A 12,824-nucleotide genomic window follows, 5' to 3' on the forward strand; every position below is an offset into this window, starting at 1 on the left:
TACCGCAGCGCGGGGCTGCAGGGATGTCTCTGGCGTGCCGGCTGCGACGCGCGCCGGTCGCCCAATGGTAAGAGGGACGGCCGGGCGCTGCAGCACCGGCGCGGCGCGCCCCTTGCAATCGCCCGCAGCCGCCCCACATGCTCTGCATGAACGCTACACGCCTCCCCGTCTCCAAGACCAGCCTCGACGTCACCGAAAGGCTGGCCCAGCTTCTCGAACGGCTGGAGCACAGTGCCGTGCCGGTCGGTGCCGACCAGTACCGCTCGGTGGTGGTGCACCTGGTGAACGAATTCGGCGACGTGGCGCCCGGCGCCGCGCTGGCCCGCCTGCTCGACAGCTACCCCGCCGCTGCCGAGGTCTACGAGAACCTGCAGTACCAGCATGCCGGCCTGTGCCGCTCCGGCCTGGATGCCGCCATGGCCGCCGAACTGCGCGCCAAGGAAGCCATCGCCCGTGCCATGGGAGGCACTGCGCCCCGCAACCCGGACGCCGCCGATGTCCAAGCCTGACACCAAGACCGCCGTCGTGGCCGACGGCCTGCGCTACAAGTCGAAGCCCTCGGGCTCGCCGTTCCGCGCGTCGGCCTCGTTCAGCGGCGCCACCATGTCGTGCTTCATGTGTGGCAAGCACCGGCTGCGCTCCCAAATGCGCACCCGGCAGGTGCTGGGCAAATCGCAGAGCGTCTGCGCACCCTCCTGCAAGGCGCTTGCCGAGCAGGTGGACAGCTGAGCAACCGGCCCGGCCGCGTCGGATCGGCCAATTCGGCCGCGCGTGTAATTCAAACGTGTACTTGAATTCGCGCCTCGGCTGGGGTGAAATTCCCTCGACCATTTAAACCAATGGGTGCGGAAATTGCATCCGCCATTCAATTCCCGATCGAGAGGCCTCCTTGTGTTCGCGAACCGTGCATTTCTCTGACGTCCAGGCCCGGCAGCAAGGAAGATCTTCATGAGCACAGTGCGCCACGTCGTCATGCAGGTGGTCAAGCGCTCCGGTGGCGCGACCCACCATGTCGGCTTCACCATCGACGACCATTTCGTGGAGCGGCTGCGGCAGCTTCGCTCGCTGGTGCCGCCCCTCACCGCCCTCAACAAGCAGCGCGATCTGGTGATCGACAAGGTGCGGGTGCGCCTGCCCAACGCCGTCTGGCGCAGCGGCTCCCAGGTCGAGGAGCAGATCGAAGGCTCCTGCATCGTGATCGCCAATGAGGGCTTCTTCAGCTGCGGCGGCCGCGACCGCCGTACCAAGGAGAAGCTGGTGACCTACGCGTTCCCGATCGCGCGCCTGAGCGAACTTCACGCCGAACGCCCGGCGGGCGAGACGCTCTACATCCGCGATGGCGTCTTCACCAACGACGAGCCGGCGGATTCGCCGGCCGGCCGGTGGGTCGCGTCGCTGCATGAACTGGAAGAAATGCGCGTGCCGGACGTGCCGTCCGATTTCGACACGCTGCAGGGCCTGCCGCCGCTGCGCCCCGAGCCGAGCGGCCACGTCGCGACCGGCAGCTTCCGGCTCAACTGACGGCCGCGATTCCGCTCCAGTAGACTGCGCGCCCTGAAGACCGGCGCGATCTCCGCGTCGACGACGGAGACATCCTGGACATGAACCGCAAAACACTTCTTTCGATCCTGGCCGGCTCGGCCCTGTCGGCCAGCATGCTGGTTGGCGTGCCGAGCGCGGCCCAGACCGCCGCCCCGGTCGGCGCCTATCCGGCCAAGCCGATCCGGCTCCTCGTTCCCTTCCCGCCGGGCGGCGGCACCGACATCCTGTCGCGCATCGTCGGCACGCGCCTGGCGGAAGCGAACAAGTGGACGGTGGTGGTCGACAACAAGCCGGGCGCCGGCGGCACCATCGGCATCACCGAAGCAGTGCGGATGCCGCCGACCGGCTACGAGATGGTGATGGGTCAGAAGGACAACCTGGCCGTCGCGCCGTGGCTGTACAAGGGCCTGAGCTACGACCCGTCGAAGGACCTCACGGCGGTGGCGCTCGTGGCCGAGTCGCCGCTGGTGATCGTCACTGCGGCGAATTCGCCCTTCAAGAACATGGCCGACGTGATCGCCGCCGCCAAGGCCGCGCCCGACACCATCACCTACGGCAGCCCGGGCAACGGCACGACCATCCATCTGGCTGGCGAGATGTTCAAGATGGCCGCCGGCATCAAGATCACGCATGTGCCGTACAAGGGCTCGAACCCGGCGGTGATCGACACCATCAGCGGCCAGGTGGCGATGATGGTCTCGTCCATCCCGTCGGCGATCTCGCAGATCAAGGCGGGCAAGCTGCGCGCGCTGGCCGTGACCTCCGCGAAGCGCAGCGTCAGCCTGCCCGACGTGCCGACCGTCGCCGAATCGACGGCTCTGAAGGACTTCGACGTCAGTTCCTGGTACGGCATCTTCATGCCGGCGAATGTGCCCAAGGATGTGGTGGCCACGATGAACGCGGCGATCAACAAGCAGCTCGCACTGCCGGAGGTGAAGGAAGCGATCAACGCGCAGGGCGCCGAGCCCCGGCCGACAACGCCGGCGGCCTTCGCTGCCCTGGTGAAGGCCGATCACGCCAAGTGGCAAGGCATCGTCGCCGCCTCGGGCGTGAAGATGGAGTGAGCGCGCCGCAGCGCCAGGGGCCGCGCCAGCCTTACTTCTTGGTGGCCGGCAGTTCCTTCACCGCGGCGAGCACCTTCTCCACATGCTTGGCCGGATTCAGGCTTTGGTAGTAGAAGGCCACCGCTCCGGTGGGAGAGATGACATAGGAGATCCGGTTGGCATACTCGGGACGCGTCTGCATCAGCGCGTCGAAGGACTTGCTGATCTGCCGCGTCTCGTCGGAGGCGACCGGAAATTTGCCCTGGCAGGACTGGCTGGAAAACTTCGCGAGGGTCTCGGGGTCGTCGGTCGACACGCCGATGACGCTGGCGCCCACCGCCTTGAATTCTTCGATGGCCTCGGCGAAGGCATGGGCTTCGATGGAGCAGCCGGTGGAGAAGGCAGCGGGGAAGAAATAGAGGACCACCGGCCCATTTTTCAGCGCGTCGCCCAGCGAATAGGTGAAGGCTTTGCCGTCGAGCGCGGCCGGCGCGCTGAACTTTGGCGCGGCCTCGCCGATGTCCAGCGCCGCCGCGGCTGGCAATGCGGTGCCACAACAGAGCATCATCAGCGCCATGGAAATCCGTGTCCGAGCGGTCAGCGACATGTTCTCGATCCCCAAAAAACAATGACGTGCATCTTATTCCGGCAGGCCCTCGGGCGCGCCGTCGCCCGCCTTGCCCTGCTCGGGCTCGTGGCCTTGCTGACGGCCTGCGGCAGCCTGCCGGCCTTCAAGGAGATGGCGCCCACGCTCTCGCTGGCGCCCGATCCCGCGACGCCACTGGCCAAGATCGTCGCCGCCTCGACGCCGCCGGACGAGCATTCCGGCTTTCGCCTGATGCCGCTGGGCGTGTACTCGCTGGACGCGCGCATCGAACTGGCGCGCCGCGCCCAGCACTCGCTGGACGTGCAGTACTACGTGCTCGCCAACGACGGCGCAGGTGGCCTGCTGCTGCGCACCCTCAAGGAGGCGGCGCAGCGGGGTGTGCGGGTGCGGCTGCTGGTGGATGACCTCTACACCGCCAGCACGGATCAACTGCTGCTGGCCCTGACCGCCACCGCCAACGTCGAGGTGCGGCTGTTCAATCCTTTCTGCTGCGCGCGCGGCAGCCTGGCGGGGCGCTTCGCCGCCTCCGCCTTGGACATCCATCGGCTCAACCATCGCATGCACAACAAGCTCTTCATCGCCGACGGCGTGATGAGCGTGGTGGGCGGGCGCAATATCGCCGACGAGTACTTCACGCTCAACACCGCGCAGAACTTCATCGACATGGACGCGCTGGTGGTCGGCAAGGTGATCGAGCAACTCGCCAACATCTTCGATGCCTACTGGAACAGCGAAGAGGTCTATCCGATCGCCGACATCGTCACGCCCTATGCGGGGCACACCGTGATGGACAGCGACTTCGACGCCCGCGTCGGGATGGGCGCACCGCCGCCCCGGGTGATCCTGCCGCCGACCGACGTCCTGGGCTACGGCCCGATCGGCGAAGAGCTCGACGCGGGGCGCATCGGCTTGCTGTGGGGTGTGGCCGATGCGGTGGCCGATCCGCCGGCCAAGCTGCGCTACATGACGAGCGAGGAGGCCTTCGCCACCAGCGTCACGGCCCGCTTCTGGCAGCGGCTCCTCACGGCAGAGAACGAGGTGGTGCTGACGTCGCCCTATCTGGTGCCCGGCGAACGCGGCATGGCCGGCTTCAAGCAGTTGCGCGACTGGGGCGTCGACGTGACGCTGCTGACCAACTCGCTGGCTGCCAACGACGAACCGCTGGTGCACAGCGGCTATGCGCGCTACCGGGAAAGGCTGCTGAAAGAGGGCGTCGACCTGTACGAACTGAGCCCCGCACGCACCACCCGCAACAAGCGCCTGGGCGTGTTCGGCAGCTCGCTCGGGCGCCTGCACGCCAAGACGGCGGTGGTCGACAAGCGGCTGATCTTCATCGGCTCGGTCAACCTCGACCCGCGCTCGGCGACGCAGAACACCGAACTGGGCCTGGCGGTGTTCAGCCCCCAGCTGGCGCGCGAGATGCTGCGCATCATCAACATCAGCAAGCTGGAGAGCGCCTACCGCGTGCGCATCGATCCGAAGACCGGGCGGCTCGAATGGCTGTCGATGGACGAGGACAAGGAGGTCGTCCTGTACGACGAGCCGGAATCGAGCTGGCTGCAGCGGCTCTACAACAACGTCCTCGGGCCGCTGGTGCCGGAAGACCTGCTCTGACGCCGCTGCGCCGACCGCGGCTCAGCCGCCGTGGAAGCGCACCACCAGCGGCACGATCAGCAGCGCGACGATGTTGATGATCTTGATAAGCGGGTTGATCGCCGGACCGGCCGTGTCCTTGTAGGGGTCGCCCACCGTGTCGCCGGTGACGGCGGCCTTGTGGGCTTCGCTGCCCTTGCCGCCGTGGTGGCCGTCTTCGATGTACTTCTTGGCGTTGTCCCAGGCACCGCCGCCGGTGCACATGCTGATTGCCACGAACAGGCCAGTGACGATGGTGCCCATCAGCAGGCCACCCAGCGCCTTCGGCCCCAGCAGCAGGCCGACCAGGATCGGCACCACCACCGGCAGCAGCGAGGGGATCATCATTTCCTTGATCGCCGCGCCGGTCAGCATGCCGACCGCCTTGCCGTACTCGGGCTTGGCGGTGCCTTCCATGATGCCGGGGATGTCGCGGAACTGGCGGCGCACTTCCTCCACCACCGCGCCGGCGGCACGGCCCACGGCTTCCATTGCCATGGCGCCGAACAGATAAGGAATCAGCCCGCCGATGAAGAGGCCGACGATCACCATCGGGTCGCTCAGGTTGAAGCTGATGGCCTGGCCGTAGCTTTCCAGCTTGTGCGTGTAGTCGGCGAAGAGCACCAGGGAGGCGAGGCCGGCCGAGCCGATGGCGTAGCCCTTGGTCACGGCCTTGGTCGTGTTGCCGACGGCATCCAGTGGGTCGGTGACGGCGCGCACGCTGGCAGGCAGCTCGGCCATCTCGGCGATGCCGCCGGCGTTGTCGGTGATGGGGCCGTAGGCGTCGAGCGCGACCACGATGCCTGCCATGCTCAGCATGGCCGTCGCCGCGACGGCAATGCCGTAAAGGCCGGCCAGCGAATACGACGCGAGGATTGCGATGCAGACGAAGATCACCGGCCAAGCGGTGGAACGCATCGACACGCCCAGCCCCGCGATGATGTTGGTGCCGTGGCCGGTGGTCGAGGCCTGCGCGATGTGCCGCACCGGCTTGTACTGCGTGCCGGTGTAGTACTCGGTGATCCAGACCAGCGCGGCGGTCAGCACCAGGCCGACGGCGCAGGCGCCGAACAGCTTCATCACGCTGCCGGTGGGCGCGATCGCGTTGTCGGGAATCAGCCAGGCGGTGACGAAGTAGAACGCGATCAGCGAAAGGATGCCCGCAACGGCCAGGCCCTTGTAGAGCGCCGGCATCACATTGACCATGCCCGGCGATGCCTTCACGAAGAAGCAGCCGATGATCGACGCGATGATCGACACGCCGCCCAGCGCCAGCGGGTACAGCACCGCGTTCACCGGCGCTGCAGCGACCATCAGCGCACCCAGCACCATGGTGGCGATCAGCGTCACCGCGTAGGTTTCGAACAGGTCGGCCGCCATGCCGGCGCAGTCGCCGACGTTGTCGCCCACGTTGTCGGCGATCACGGCCGGGTTGCGCGGGTCGTCTTCCGGGATGCCGGCCTCGACCTTGCCCACCAGGTCGGCACCGACGTCGGCGCCCTTGGTGAAGATGCCACCGCCCAGCCGCGCGAAGATCGAGATCAGCGACGAACCGAAGGCGAAGCCGATCAACGGGTTGAGCAGCGAGGCCAGGCTCTTGTCCGGCGTGAGGTTGCCGTTGCCCGCCAGGAACCAGTAGAAGCCGGTGACCCCCAGCAACCCGAGGCCGACCACCAGCATGCCGGTGATGGCGCCGCCGCGGAAGGCGACGTCGAGCGCCGGGCCGATGCCCTGCGTGGCCGCCTGCGCGGTGCGCACGTTGGCCCGCACCGAGACGTTCATGCCGATGAAGCCGCAGGCGCCCGACAGCACGGCGCCGATGACGAAGCCGACCGCGGTGGTGGCATCGAGGAAGATGCCGATCAGGATGGCCAGCACCAGCCCGACGATGGCGATGGTGACGTACTGCTTGGCGAGGTAGGCCGCCGCGCCCTGCTGGATCGCCGCGGCGATTTCCTGCATGCGGGGGTTGCCGGGGTCCTTGGCCAGGATCCAGCTGCGGGCCCAGACACCATAGCCGACGGCGATGAGGCCGCAGACCATGGCGAGGACGAGAGGGGTGTTGCCGATCATTGCTTGCATCTCCATTCGTTCGTTGTGACTTGTGGAGACGAAAGCCGAACCCGGTGCGCAACGCGTACGGGTCGAGGCTTCCGTCGCGTTGCTTCCTCGAAGCCTGCGCCGCGGACGACGCAGGCCGATTGGCCAACGGGCGCAATTTACAGGCAAATGTCGGGAACCGTGTCGCCCGTGTAGGGTTCGGAAAGTAAACTGCGGGTTTCTCCGCATCCCACTCCAACTTTCAAACTACAGCGACAACACCATGTCCTTCGACAAAGTCTCCCCCGGCAAGAACATTCCAGATGCCTTCAACGTGGTCATCGAGATCCCGATGAACTCGGACCCGATCAAGTACGAAGTGGACAAGGAATCGGGCGCGCTTTTCGTCGACCGCTTCATGACAACCGCCATGTACTACCCGGCGAACTATGGCTACGTGCCGCAGACGCTCAGCGGCGACGGCGACCCAGTCGACGTGCTGGTGATCGCGCCGTACCCGCTGCTGCCTGGCGTGGTCGTGCCCTGCCGTCCGCTGGGCATCCTGATGATGGAAGACGAAGCCGGCGTCGACGGCAAGGTGCTGGCCGTGCCTACCACCAAGGTGCTGCCGATCTACAGCCACTGGAAGTCGATCGACGACGTGAACCCGATGCGCCTGAAGGCCATCAGCCACTTCTTCGAGCACTACAAGGACCTGGAAGAGGGCAAGTGGGTCAAGGTGCTCGGCTGGGAAGGCATCGAGTCGGCCAAGAAGGAAATCACCGACGGCCTTGCGAACTACGGCAAGAAGTAAAAGTCGACACGACCGGGTGGCCAAAAGGCGCCACGTGGTCGGGACGCTGGCACGCTGCGCCAGCGCGAGGCTGCCCGTCAGCCCTGGGACTTGAACGGGCTGCGCTCGTCCAAGTGCTGCATGTAGTTCTCGATGCCTTCGCCCTCGCGCTCGAGGAAGCGCTCGACCGCGTCGGCGAAGGCCGGATGTGCGAGCCAGTGCGCACTGGTCGTCTTCACCGGCATCAGGGCGCGCGCCATCTTGTGCTCGCCCTGCGCACCGCCCTCGAAGCGCTGCACGCCGTGCGCGATGCACCAGGCCAGCGGCTGGTAGTAGCAGGCCTCGAAGTGCAGGCAATCGACGCGCTCCAGCGCGCCCCAGTATCGGCCATAGGCGGCCTGCGGTGCGTCGGTACGGTCGGGTTCGATCGACAGCGCGATCAGGCTGGCGGCGATGGCTTGGCCGCCCCGCTCGGCCACGAAGAGCAGCCAGGCCTCGGGCAGGGTGTCGGCCATGCGCTGGAAGAAGTCGCGGCTGAGATAGGGCGCGTTGCCGTGCTCGCGGTAGGTGCGGGCGTAGCAGCGGTAGAAGAAGTCCCAGTCGACGGCACCGATGTCACGGCCGCGCGCCCAGCGGAAGGTGACGCCGGCCTCCGTCACCTTGCGGCGCTCCTGGCGGATCTTCTTGCGCTTGTCGTGCGAGAGGCTGGCCAGGAAGGCTTCGAAATCGGCATAGCCCGCGGTGCGGTCGCCGGTCTGGTTCGACCAGTGGAACTGCACCGTGTTGCGCAGCATCAGGCCCTGATCGGCGCAGGCGGCGATGTCTTCGTCGGCACCGAAGAGCAGGTGCAGCGACGACACCTCAGCCTGGGTGCAGAACTCGACCAGGCCCTGCACCAGCAGCGCGCGGCTGTCGGCGTCGCGGGCCAGCAGCCGGGTGCCGGGCACCGGCGTGAAAGGCACGGCGACCAGCGCCTTCGGATAGTAAGCGAGGCCGTGCTGCTCGTAGGCGTTGGCCCAGGCCCAGTCGAACACGTACTCGCCGTAGGAATGGTCCTTGAGGTACAGCGGGCAGGCCGCGATCATCGTCGTGCTGTGCCACAGCGTGGCGAACTGCGCCGTCCAGCCGTGCTCGGGCGTCGCGCTGCCGCTGCGATGCAGCGCGTCGAGGTACTCGTGCCGCATGAAGGGACTGGGCGCTGCCTGCACCGCTAGCAGTGCGTTCCAGGCCTCGGCGTCGATCTCGTCGGGGGATGCGTGGAGTCGGAGAACGGGCTGGGCCATGGGGGACGTCTCAGTGCTTTCGCGCGCCGAGGTACTCGGCAATGTAGATGCCGCCCAGCACGAGCGCCAGCGCCGTCGCGTGGTACGCCGACAGCGGCTCGCCCAGCACCAGCACCGCCAGCAGTGGCCCGAAAATCGGCACCAGGTTCATGAACATGCCGGCGCGTGCGGGACCGATCAGGTGCACCGCCTGCATGAAGGTCAGCTGCGAAATGAACGACGGCAGCAGCCCGATGAAGAAAACCAGCAGCCAGCCTTTGGGGGTCGGCAGGTACGACTGACCCATTGCGATCTCTGCGACGACGAAAGGGACAGAGACGACGGCGGCGACCGCGGCCAGCGCGGCGAAGAACACGATGGCCGGCACGGCCGGCCGTTGCCGCAGGCCGAGCGCGAAGCCGGCGTACAGCACGCAGCCGATGACGATCCACACGTCGCCGATGTTGAACTTCAACGCCGCCAGCCGCGCCAGTTCGCCCTGCGACGCGACGACTGCGATGCCGCCCATGGTCAACACGGCCCCGAGCACCTGCAGCCCGCCGATCCGGGTGCGGTAGAGAAACAGGCTGCCGATGAGCACCAGCACGGGGATGGTGCCCTGGATGATCGCGATGTTGATGGCGGTCGTGTGGTGCGCCGCGGCGTAGAACAGGGCATTGAAGCCGGTGAAGCCGAGTGCGCCCATCAGCGTGATGGAGCGCCAGTGCGGCAGCAGGCTGCGCCAGTGCGTCGCGATCTGCGTGCGGGCGGTCAGCGCCAATGCGACGCAGCAGACGCTCCAGCGCAGGCAGGTCAGCAGCATCGGTGGCACCTCGCCGACGGCCAGCCGCGCCGCGACAGCGTTGGCGCCCCAGGTGAGCATGGTGAAGACGAGCAGGACATAGGCCTGATCGCTGAACCACTGAAAACAGCTGCCGAGGAGGGAAGGAGTGCCGAAAGAACGAGCGCGCATCGCCCGGTGAGCGTACCAGCCCGGACGAGGACCTGCTTCGCGCCGGGCATCGCACAAAGGCGGTGCGCAGCGCCGGGCCGGCGCAGGGGGTTATTCGCGGCGCGTCGCGCGTCGGACGCGTCCATTGGCGTTACGCTATCGACCAATTCATTCACAAAACCGCAGGACGACAAGCCCATGAAACTCATCACCGTGATCGTCAAACCGTTCAAGCTCGACGACGTCCGCGAGGCCCTGGCCGAAGTAGGCGTGTCGGGTCTCACGGTGACCGAGGTCAAGGGCTTTGGCCGCCAGAAGGGGCACACCGAACTCTACCGGGGCGCGGAATACGTGGTGGACTTCCTGCCGAAGATGAAGATCGAGGTGGTCGTCAACGAAGGCGAGGTCGAGCGCTGCGTCGAGGCCATCGTCGGTGCGGCGCGCACCGGGAAGATCGGCGACGGCAAGATATTCGTCACCGAGGTCGAGCGCGTGGTGCGCATCCGCACCGGGGAAGAGGGCGAAGCCGCGGTCTGAGCCCGGTCCGGCCGAGTCGTCAGAGCACTTCGGACAGCCGGTCGCCGCTCGGGTGGCGTCCGATCTCGTCGACCAGCGCCTGGAGCATCGGGCCGGCCTCGGTGTCGCTGCGCACCAACCCCATCTGCCACTCGCCCATGAAGCCTTCGCGGACGCAGTTCGCGAGGAAGGCCAGCAAACCGTCGTAGTAGCCGGCGCTGTTGAGAATGCCGACCGGCTTGTCGTGATAGCCCAGTTGTCGCCAGGTCCAGACCTCGAACAGTTCCTCGAAGGTGCCGATGCCGCCCGCCAGTGCGACGAAGGCATCGGCGCGCTCGCCCATCATCGCCTTGCGCTCGTGCATGGTGTCGACCACGTGCAGCTCATCGCAGAGCGTGTTGGCCAGCTCCTTGTCGACCAGGGCTTTGGGGATGATACCGACCACGCGGCCGCCGGCCCGGCGCGTGGCCTCGGCGACGGTGCCCATCAGGCCGGTGCGGCCGCCGCCGTAGACCAACTGGCCGCGGCGTTCGCCGATCCATCGGCCCACCGCTTCGGCCATCTCGGTGAATTCGGGACGCTCGCCGGGTCGGGAGCCGCAATAAACGCAAATCGAAAAAACAGGAGTCATGGCGCGATCATGCCGTGCCCGAGTGACGCGCGTCGCTCACGGTGTGGTGACCGCGAAACGCTGCCACAGCGCGGCCAGCCAGACGCAACTGCACAGCAGGATGGAGAGCATCACTGCGGCACTGCCCAGGTCCTTGGCGTTCTTGGAAAAGCTGTGCCATTCGGGGCCGATGCGGTCGATGGCGGCCTCGATGCCGCTGTTGAGCAGTTCCACGATCAGCACCAGCACCACCGTGGCCGCCAGCAGGGCGGTTTCCACCCAGCTGCGGCCGACCCAGAAGGCCGCGGGCAGCATCACGATGGCGCAGACCACCTCCTGGCGGAACGCGGCCTCCTTCCAGCCGGCACGGAAGCCGTCGAGCGAGATGAGCACCGCGTGCCACACGCGGTGGATGCCGCGCCGTGCCTTCTGCGGGTTGACCGGCGCCGGGCGGCTCATCGGCGGCTCATGGGCCGCGAACTCACGAGTCGCGTGCCGGCCCAGGCGTCGTGCCAGAACTGCTGTTGCGGATGAAAGCGCGCCAACAGCGCCCATACGGCGACCCAGCCGGTAATCAGCAGTGCCGATTCGCTGCCCGAGAGCTTGAACGGAGCGATGGCTGCCAGCGGCGGCAGGAACCAGATCCAGCACAACAGGTAGCGCACGAAGGCGCGCCCCTGCGAGATCGGGCGGCCCAGCCGGTCGACCACGCGAATGTTCCAGGTCTTCATCGCGAGCGTCTGGCCCTTGGCCCAGAACCAAGTGAAGTACACGGCGAACACGATGAACAGGAAGGCTTGCAGCAGATGCCGGCGGGAGTCCATGGCGTCGCGCATCTGGCCCAGCGTGCTGAACAACCAGCCGGCCACGAAGACGACGGCAAAAAGCAGCATGCCTTCATAAAGCCAGCAGGCCATGCGGCGCCACAGGCCGGGCGTTGGCATCGCCGGCTCGCTGGCCGGCGCACCGCGCAGGCCAGCGGCGGCAGGAGAACTCGAATTCATCGACGAAAGGCGGTCAGGGCGCGGACGACGGCGGCTCGGTCATGCCGGCGCGGCGCGGCGGCGGGGCGGTGGGTACCGCCACCGAGGCGGGCGTGGCGGGCACCGGCGTCAGAGCCTCCACAGGAATGGAAGGTGCCGCGATCATAGGCGCAGGCGTGCCCGATGCGTTCTCGGCCGGTGGCGTCAGCTGGATGCGCGCGCTGTGCTGCCCTTTGACGGCCTGCGGGGGAACCGGCGCCAGCTTCTGCGCCGGAACCGGGCGGATCGTGGTCGCGGCGCCGGGGGGCCGCGGCGTCGCACTTTCGGCCAGGCGGCGTCTTTCTTCCGGCGTCAAGGCCTGGTAGGCCTCCCACTTGGCCTTTCGCTCGTCGACCGGGACCTGCTTGACCTCGGCGAAGTTGAAACGGGCTTGGGCGCGCTCCTGCTGACTGAGCGCGGCCCATTCGGTCATGCGGCTGTGCAGGGTTTGCTTGTCGGCGGACGACAGTTTCGAGTGGTTACGCGACAGCGTCAGCCATTTGCGCTTGTGGCCTTCGCTCAGGCCGTCCCAGTCGGCAGCCAGCGGCTGCAGCGCCTGCTGCTGCTTGGTGCTCAGGTCGCGCCAGAGCGGCTTGGCTGGTGCTTGGATCGCGGAGGCTGCGGATGATGCAGCAGGCGCGCTCGGCGTCTGAGCAGGCCCCGGTATCGCCCATGCAACGAGCATCGCGACCAGCATCGCATTGCGCAGCCAGCCCCTGGTTTGCGCGCGCTGCCACGGCAGCGGGCGGCTGCGACGGTCATCGAGGCGGGGGGTGCGTGGCATGCAGGCGCAGGGTGGCAATGG

General features: G+C 67.2%; 15 protein-coding genes. 7 read left to right on the forward strand and 8 right to left on the reverse strand.

The window, feature by feature from the left end; genetic code table 11:
• Nucleotides 1–146 precede the first annotated feature (146 nt).
• The 4 genes from ACSFBE_RS13125 to ACSFBE_RS13140 all read left to right on the forward strand — a co-directional run bounded on the left by ACSFBE_RS13125 (nucleotide 147) and on the right by ACSFBE_RS13140 (nucleotide 2,606).
• The gene (locus ACSFBE_RS13125) at nucleotides 147–509 is read left to right on the forward strand and encodes a hypothetical protein (protein WP_435490833.1); all 363 of its coding nucleotides are present in this window, start codon (nucleotides 147–149) and stop codon (nucleotides 507–509) included.
• Nucleotides 496–729, forward strand: coding sequence for a hypothetical protein (locus ACSFBE_RS13130; RefSeq protein ID WP_435490834.1), 234 nt, complete (start codon nucleotides 496–498; stop codon nucleotides 727–729). The genes ACSFBE_RS13125 and ACSFBE_RS13130 overlap by 14 nt, the downstream gene beginning before the upstream one ends.
• Nucleotides 730–948: 219 nt before the next feature.
• Complete coding sequence (locus ACSFBE_RS13135; RefSeq protein WP_435490835.1) at nucleotides 949–1,521, forward strand: hypothetical protein; 573 nt, start codon at nucleotides 949–951, stop codon at nucleotides 1,519–1,521.
• A gap of 80 nt (nucleotides 1,522–1,601) precedes the next feature.
• Nucleotides 1,602–2,606, forward strand: coding sequence for a Bug family tripartite tricarboxylate transporter substrate binding protein (locus ACSFBE_RS13140; protein WP_435490836.1), 1,005 nt, complete (start codon nucleotides 1,602–1,604; stop codon nucleotides 2,604–2,606).
• Between the two features lie 31 nt (nucleotides 2,607–2,637).
• Here the strand turns inward: ACSFBE_RS13140 and ACSFBE_RS13145 are convergent, their stop codons facing one another.
• Nucleotides 2,638–3,192, reverse strand: a complete 555-nt coding sequence (locus ACSFBE_RS13145; protein ID WP_435490837.1) for a peroxiredoxin — start codon at nucleotides 3,190–3,192, stop codon at nucleotides 2,638–2,640.
• A 21-nt stretch (nucleotides 3,193–3,213) separates the two neighbouring features.
• On the opposite strand from ACSFBE_RS13145, the gene ACSFBE_RS13150 reads away from it, so the two are divergent.
• The gene (locus ACSFBE_RS13150) at nucleotides 3,214–4,806 is read left to right on the forward strand and encodes a phospholipase D family protein (protein ID WP_435490838.1); all 1,593 of its coding nucleotides are present in this window, start codon (nucleotides 3,214–3,216) and stop codon (nucleotides 4,804–4,806) included.
• A gap of 21 nt (nucleotides 4,807–4,827) precedes the next feature.
• On the opposite strand, the gene ACSFBE_RS13155 is transcribed toward ACSFBE_RS13150, so the two are convergent.
• Nucleotides 4,828–6,897 carry a sodium-translocating pyrophosphatase gene (locus ACSFBE_RS13155; RefSeq protein ID WP_435491066.1) on the reverse strand — a complete coding sequence of 690 codons (2,070 nt, stop codon included), beginning with the start codon at nucleotides 6,895–6,897 and terminating at the stop codon, nucleotides 4,828–4,830.
• Between the two features lie 250 nt (nucleotides 6,898–7,147).
• Here ACSFBE_RS13155 and ppa point away from each other — a divergent pair, with 250 nt between their 5' ends.
• On the forward strand, nucleotides 7,148–7,678 hold the full coding sequence (gene ppa / locus ACSFBE_RS13160) for an inorganic diphosphatase (protein WP_435490839.1): 531 nt from the start codon (nucleotides 7,148–7,150) through the stop codon (nucleotides 7,676–7,678).
• 77 nt (nucleotides 7,679–7,755) lie between these two features.
• Here ppa and ACSFBE_RS13165 read toward each other — a convergent pair whose 3' ends face one another.
• Both ACSFBE_RS13165 and ACSFBE_RS13170 read right to left on the reverse strand, forming a co-directional pair.
• On the reverse strand, nucleotides 7,756–8,940 hold the full coding sequence (locus ACSFBE_RS13165; RefSeq protein WP_435490840.1) for a GNAT family N-acetyltransferase: 1,185 nt from the start codon (nucleotides 8,938–8,940) through the stop codon (nucleotides 7,756–7,758).
• 10 nt (nucleotides 8,941–8,950) lie between these two features.
• Nucleotides 8,951–9,892, reverse strand: coding sequence for a DMT family transporter (locus tag ACSFBE_RS13170; RefSeq protein ID WP_435490841.1), 942 nt, complete (start codon nucleotides 9,890–9,892; stop codon nucleotides 8,951–8,953).
• 177 nt (nucleotides 9,893–10,069) lie between these two features.
• On the opposite strand from ACSFBE_RS13170, the gene ACSFBE_RS13175 reads away from it, so the two are divergent.
• Nucleotides 10,070–10,408, forward strand: a complete 339-nt coding sequence (locus ACSFBE_RS13175) for a P-II family nitrogen regulator (RefSeq protein ID WP_435490842.1) — start codon at nucleotides 10,070–10,072, stop codon at nucleotides 10,406–10,408.
• Nucleotides 10,409–10,427: 19 nt separating this feature from the next.
• Here the strand turns inward: ACSFBE_RS13175 and ACSFBE_RS13180 are convergent, their stop codons facing one another.
• The 4 genes from ACSFBE_RS13180 to ACSFBE_RS13195 are packed head-to-tail and all read right to left on the reverse strand — an operon-like array spanning nucleotide 10,428 to nucleotide 12,803.
• The gene (locus tag ACSFBE_RS13180) at nucleotides 10,428–11,018 is read right to left on the reverse strand and encodes an LOG family protein (protein ID WP_435490843.1); all 591 of its coding nucleotides are present in this window, start codon (nucleotides 11,016–11,018) and stop codon (nucleotides 10,428–10,430) included.
• Nucleotides 11,019–11,054: 36 nt separating this feature from the next.
• Nucleotides 11,055–11,456: a diacylglycerol kinase gene (locus ACSFBE_RS13185; protein ID WP_435490844.1), complete on the reverse strand. Its 402-nt coding sequence runs from the start codon at nucleotides 11,454–11,456 to the stop codon at nucleotides 11,055–11,057.
• Nucleotides 11,453–12,001: an RDD family protein gene (locus ACSFBE_RS13190; protein ID WP_435490845.1), complete on the reverse strand. Its 549-nt coding sequence runs from the start codon at nucleotides 11,999–12,001 to the stop codon at nucleotides 11,453–11,455. Before ACSFBE_RS13190 ends, ACSFBE_RS13185 begins: the two co-directional genes overlap by 4 nt.
• A 13-nt stretch (nucleotides 12,002–12,014) precedes the next feature.
• Nucleotides 12,015–12,803: a DUF3106 domain-containing protein gene (locus ACSFBE_RS13195; protein ID WP_435490846.1), complete on the reverse strand. Its 789-nt coding sequence runs from the start codon at nucleotides 12,801–12,803 to the stop codon at nucleotides 12,015–12,017.
• Nucleotides 12,804–12,824 lie beyond the last annotated feature (21 nt).

The organism is Variovorax sucrosi (assembly GCF_051216635.1).
Classification (GTDB): Bacteria; Pseudomonadota; Gammaproteobacteria; order Burkholderiales; family Burkholderiaceae_C; genus Variovorax.

Excerpts from the sequence above, each read along its gene's own strand:
- ACSFBE_RS13125 (WP_435490833.1), top strand. The coding sequence starts at position 147 with ATGAACGCTACACGCCTCCCCGTCTCCAAGACCAGCCTCGACGTCACC.
- ACSFBE_RS13130 (WP_435490834.1), top strand. The coding sequence starts at position 496 with ATGTCCAAGCCTGACACCAAGACCGCCGTCGTGGCCGACGGCCTGCGC.
- ACSFBE_RS13135 (WP_435490835.1), top strand. The coding sequence starts at position 949 with ATGAGCACAGTGCGCCACGTCGTCATGCAGGTGGTCAAGCGCTCCGGT.
- ACSFBE_RS13140 (WP_435490836.1), top strand. The coding sequence starts at position 1,602 with ATGAACCGCAAAACACTTCTTTCGATCCTGGCCGGCTCGGCCCTGTCG.
- ACSFBE_RS13145 (WP_435490837.1), bottom strand. The coding sequence starts at position 3,192 with ATGTCGCTGACCGCTCGGACACGGATTTCCATGGCGCTGATGATGCTC.
- ACSFBE_RS13150 (WP_435490838.1), top strand. The coding sequence starts at position 3,214 with ATGACGTGCATCTTATTCCGGCAGGCCCTCGGGCGCGCCGTCGCCCGC.
- ACSFBE_RS13155 (WP_435491066.1), bottom strand. The coding sequence starts at position 6,897 with ATGATCGGCAACACCCCTCTCGTCCTCGCCATGGTCTGCGGCCTCATC.
- ppa (WP_435490839.1), top strand. The coding sequence starts at position 7,148 with ATGTCCTTCGACAAAGTCTCCCCCGGCAAGAACATTCCAGATGCCTTC.
- ACSFBE_RS13165 (WP_435490840.1), bottom strand. The coding sequence starts at position 8,940 with ATGGCCCAGCCCGTTCTCCGACTCCACGCATCCCCCGACGAGATCGAC.
- ACSFBE_RS13170 (WP_435490841.1), bottom strand. The coding sequence starts at position 9,892 with ATGCGCGCTCGTTCTTTCGGCACTCCTTCCCTCCTCGGCAGCTGTTTT.
- ACSFBE_RS13175 (WP_435490842.1), top strand. The coding sequence starts at position 10,070 with ATGAAACTCATCACCGTGATCGTCAAACCGTTCAAGCTCGACGACGTC.
- ACSFBE_RS13180 (WP_435490843.1), bottom strand. The coding sequence starts at position 11,018 with ATGACTCCTGTTTTTTCGATTTGCGTTTATTGCGGCTCCCGACCCGGC.
- ACSFBE_RS13185 (WP_435490844.1), bottom strand. The coding sequence starts at position 11,456 with ATGAGCCGCCCGGCGCCGGTCAACCCGCAGAAGGCACGGCGCGGCATC.
- ACSFBE_RS13190 (WP_435490845.1), bottom strand. The coding sequence starts at position 12,001 with ATGAATTCGAGTTCTCCTGCCGCCGCTGGCCTGCGCGGTGCGCCGGCC.
- ACSFBE_RS13195 (WP_435490846.1), bottom strand. The coding sequence starts at position 12,803 with ATGCCACGCACCCCCCGCCTCGATGACCGTCGCAGCCGCCCGCTGCCG.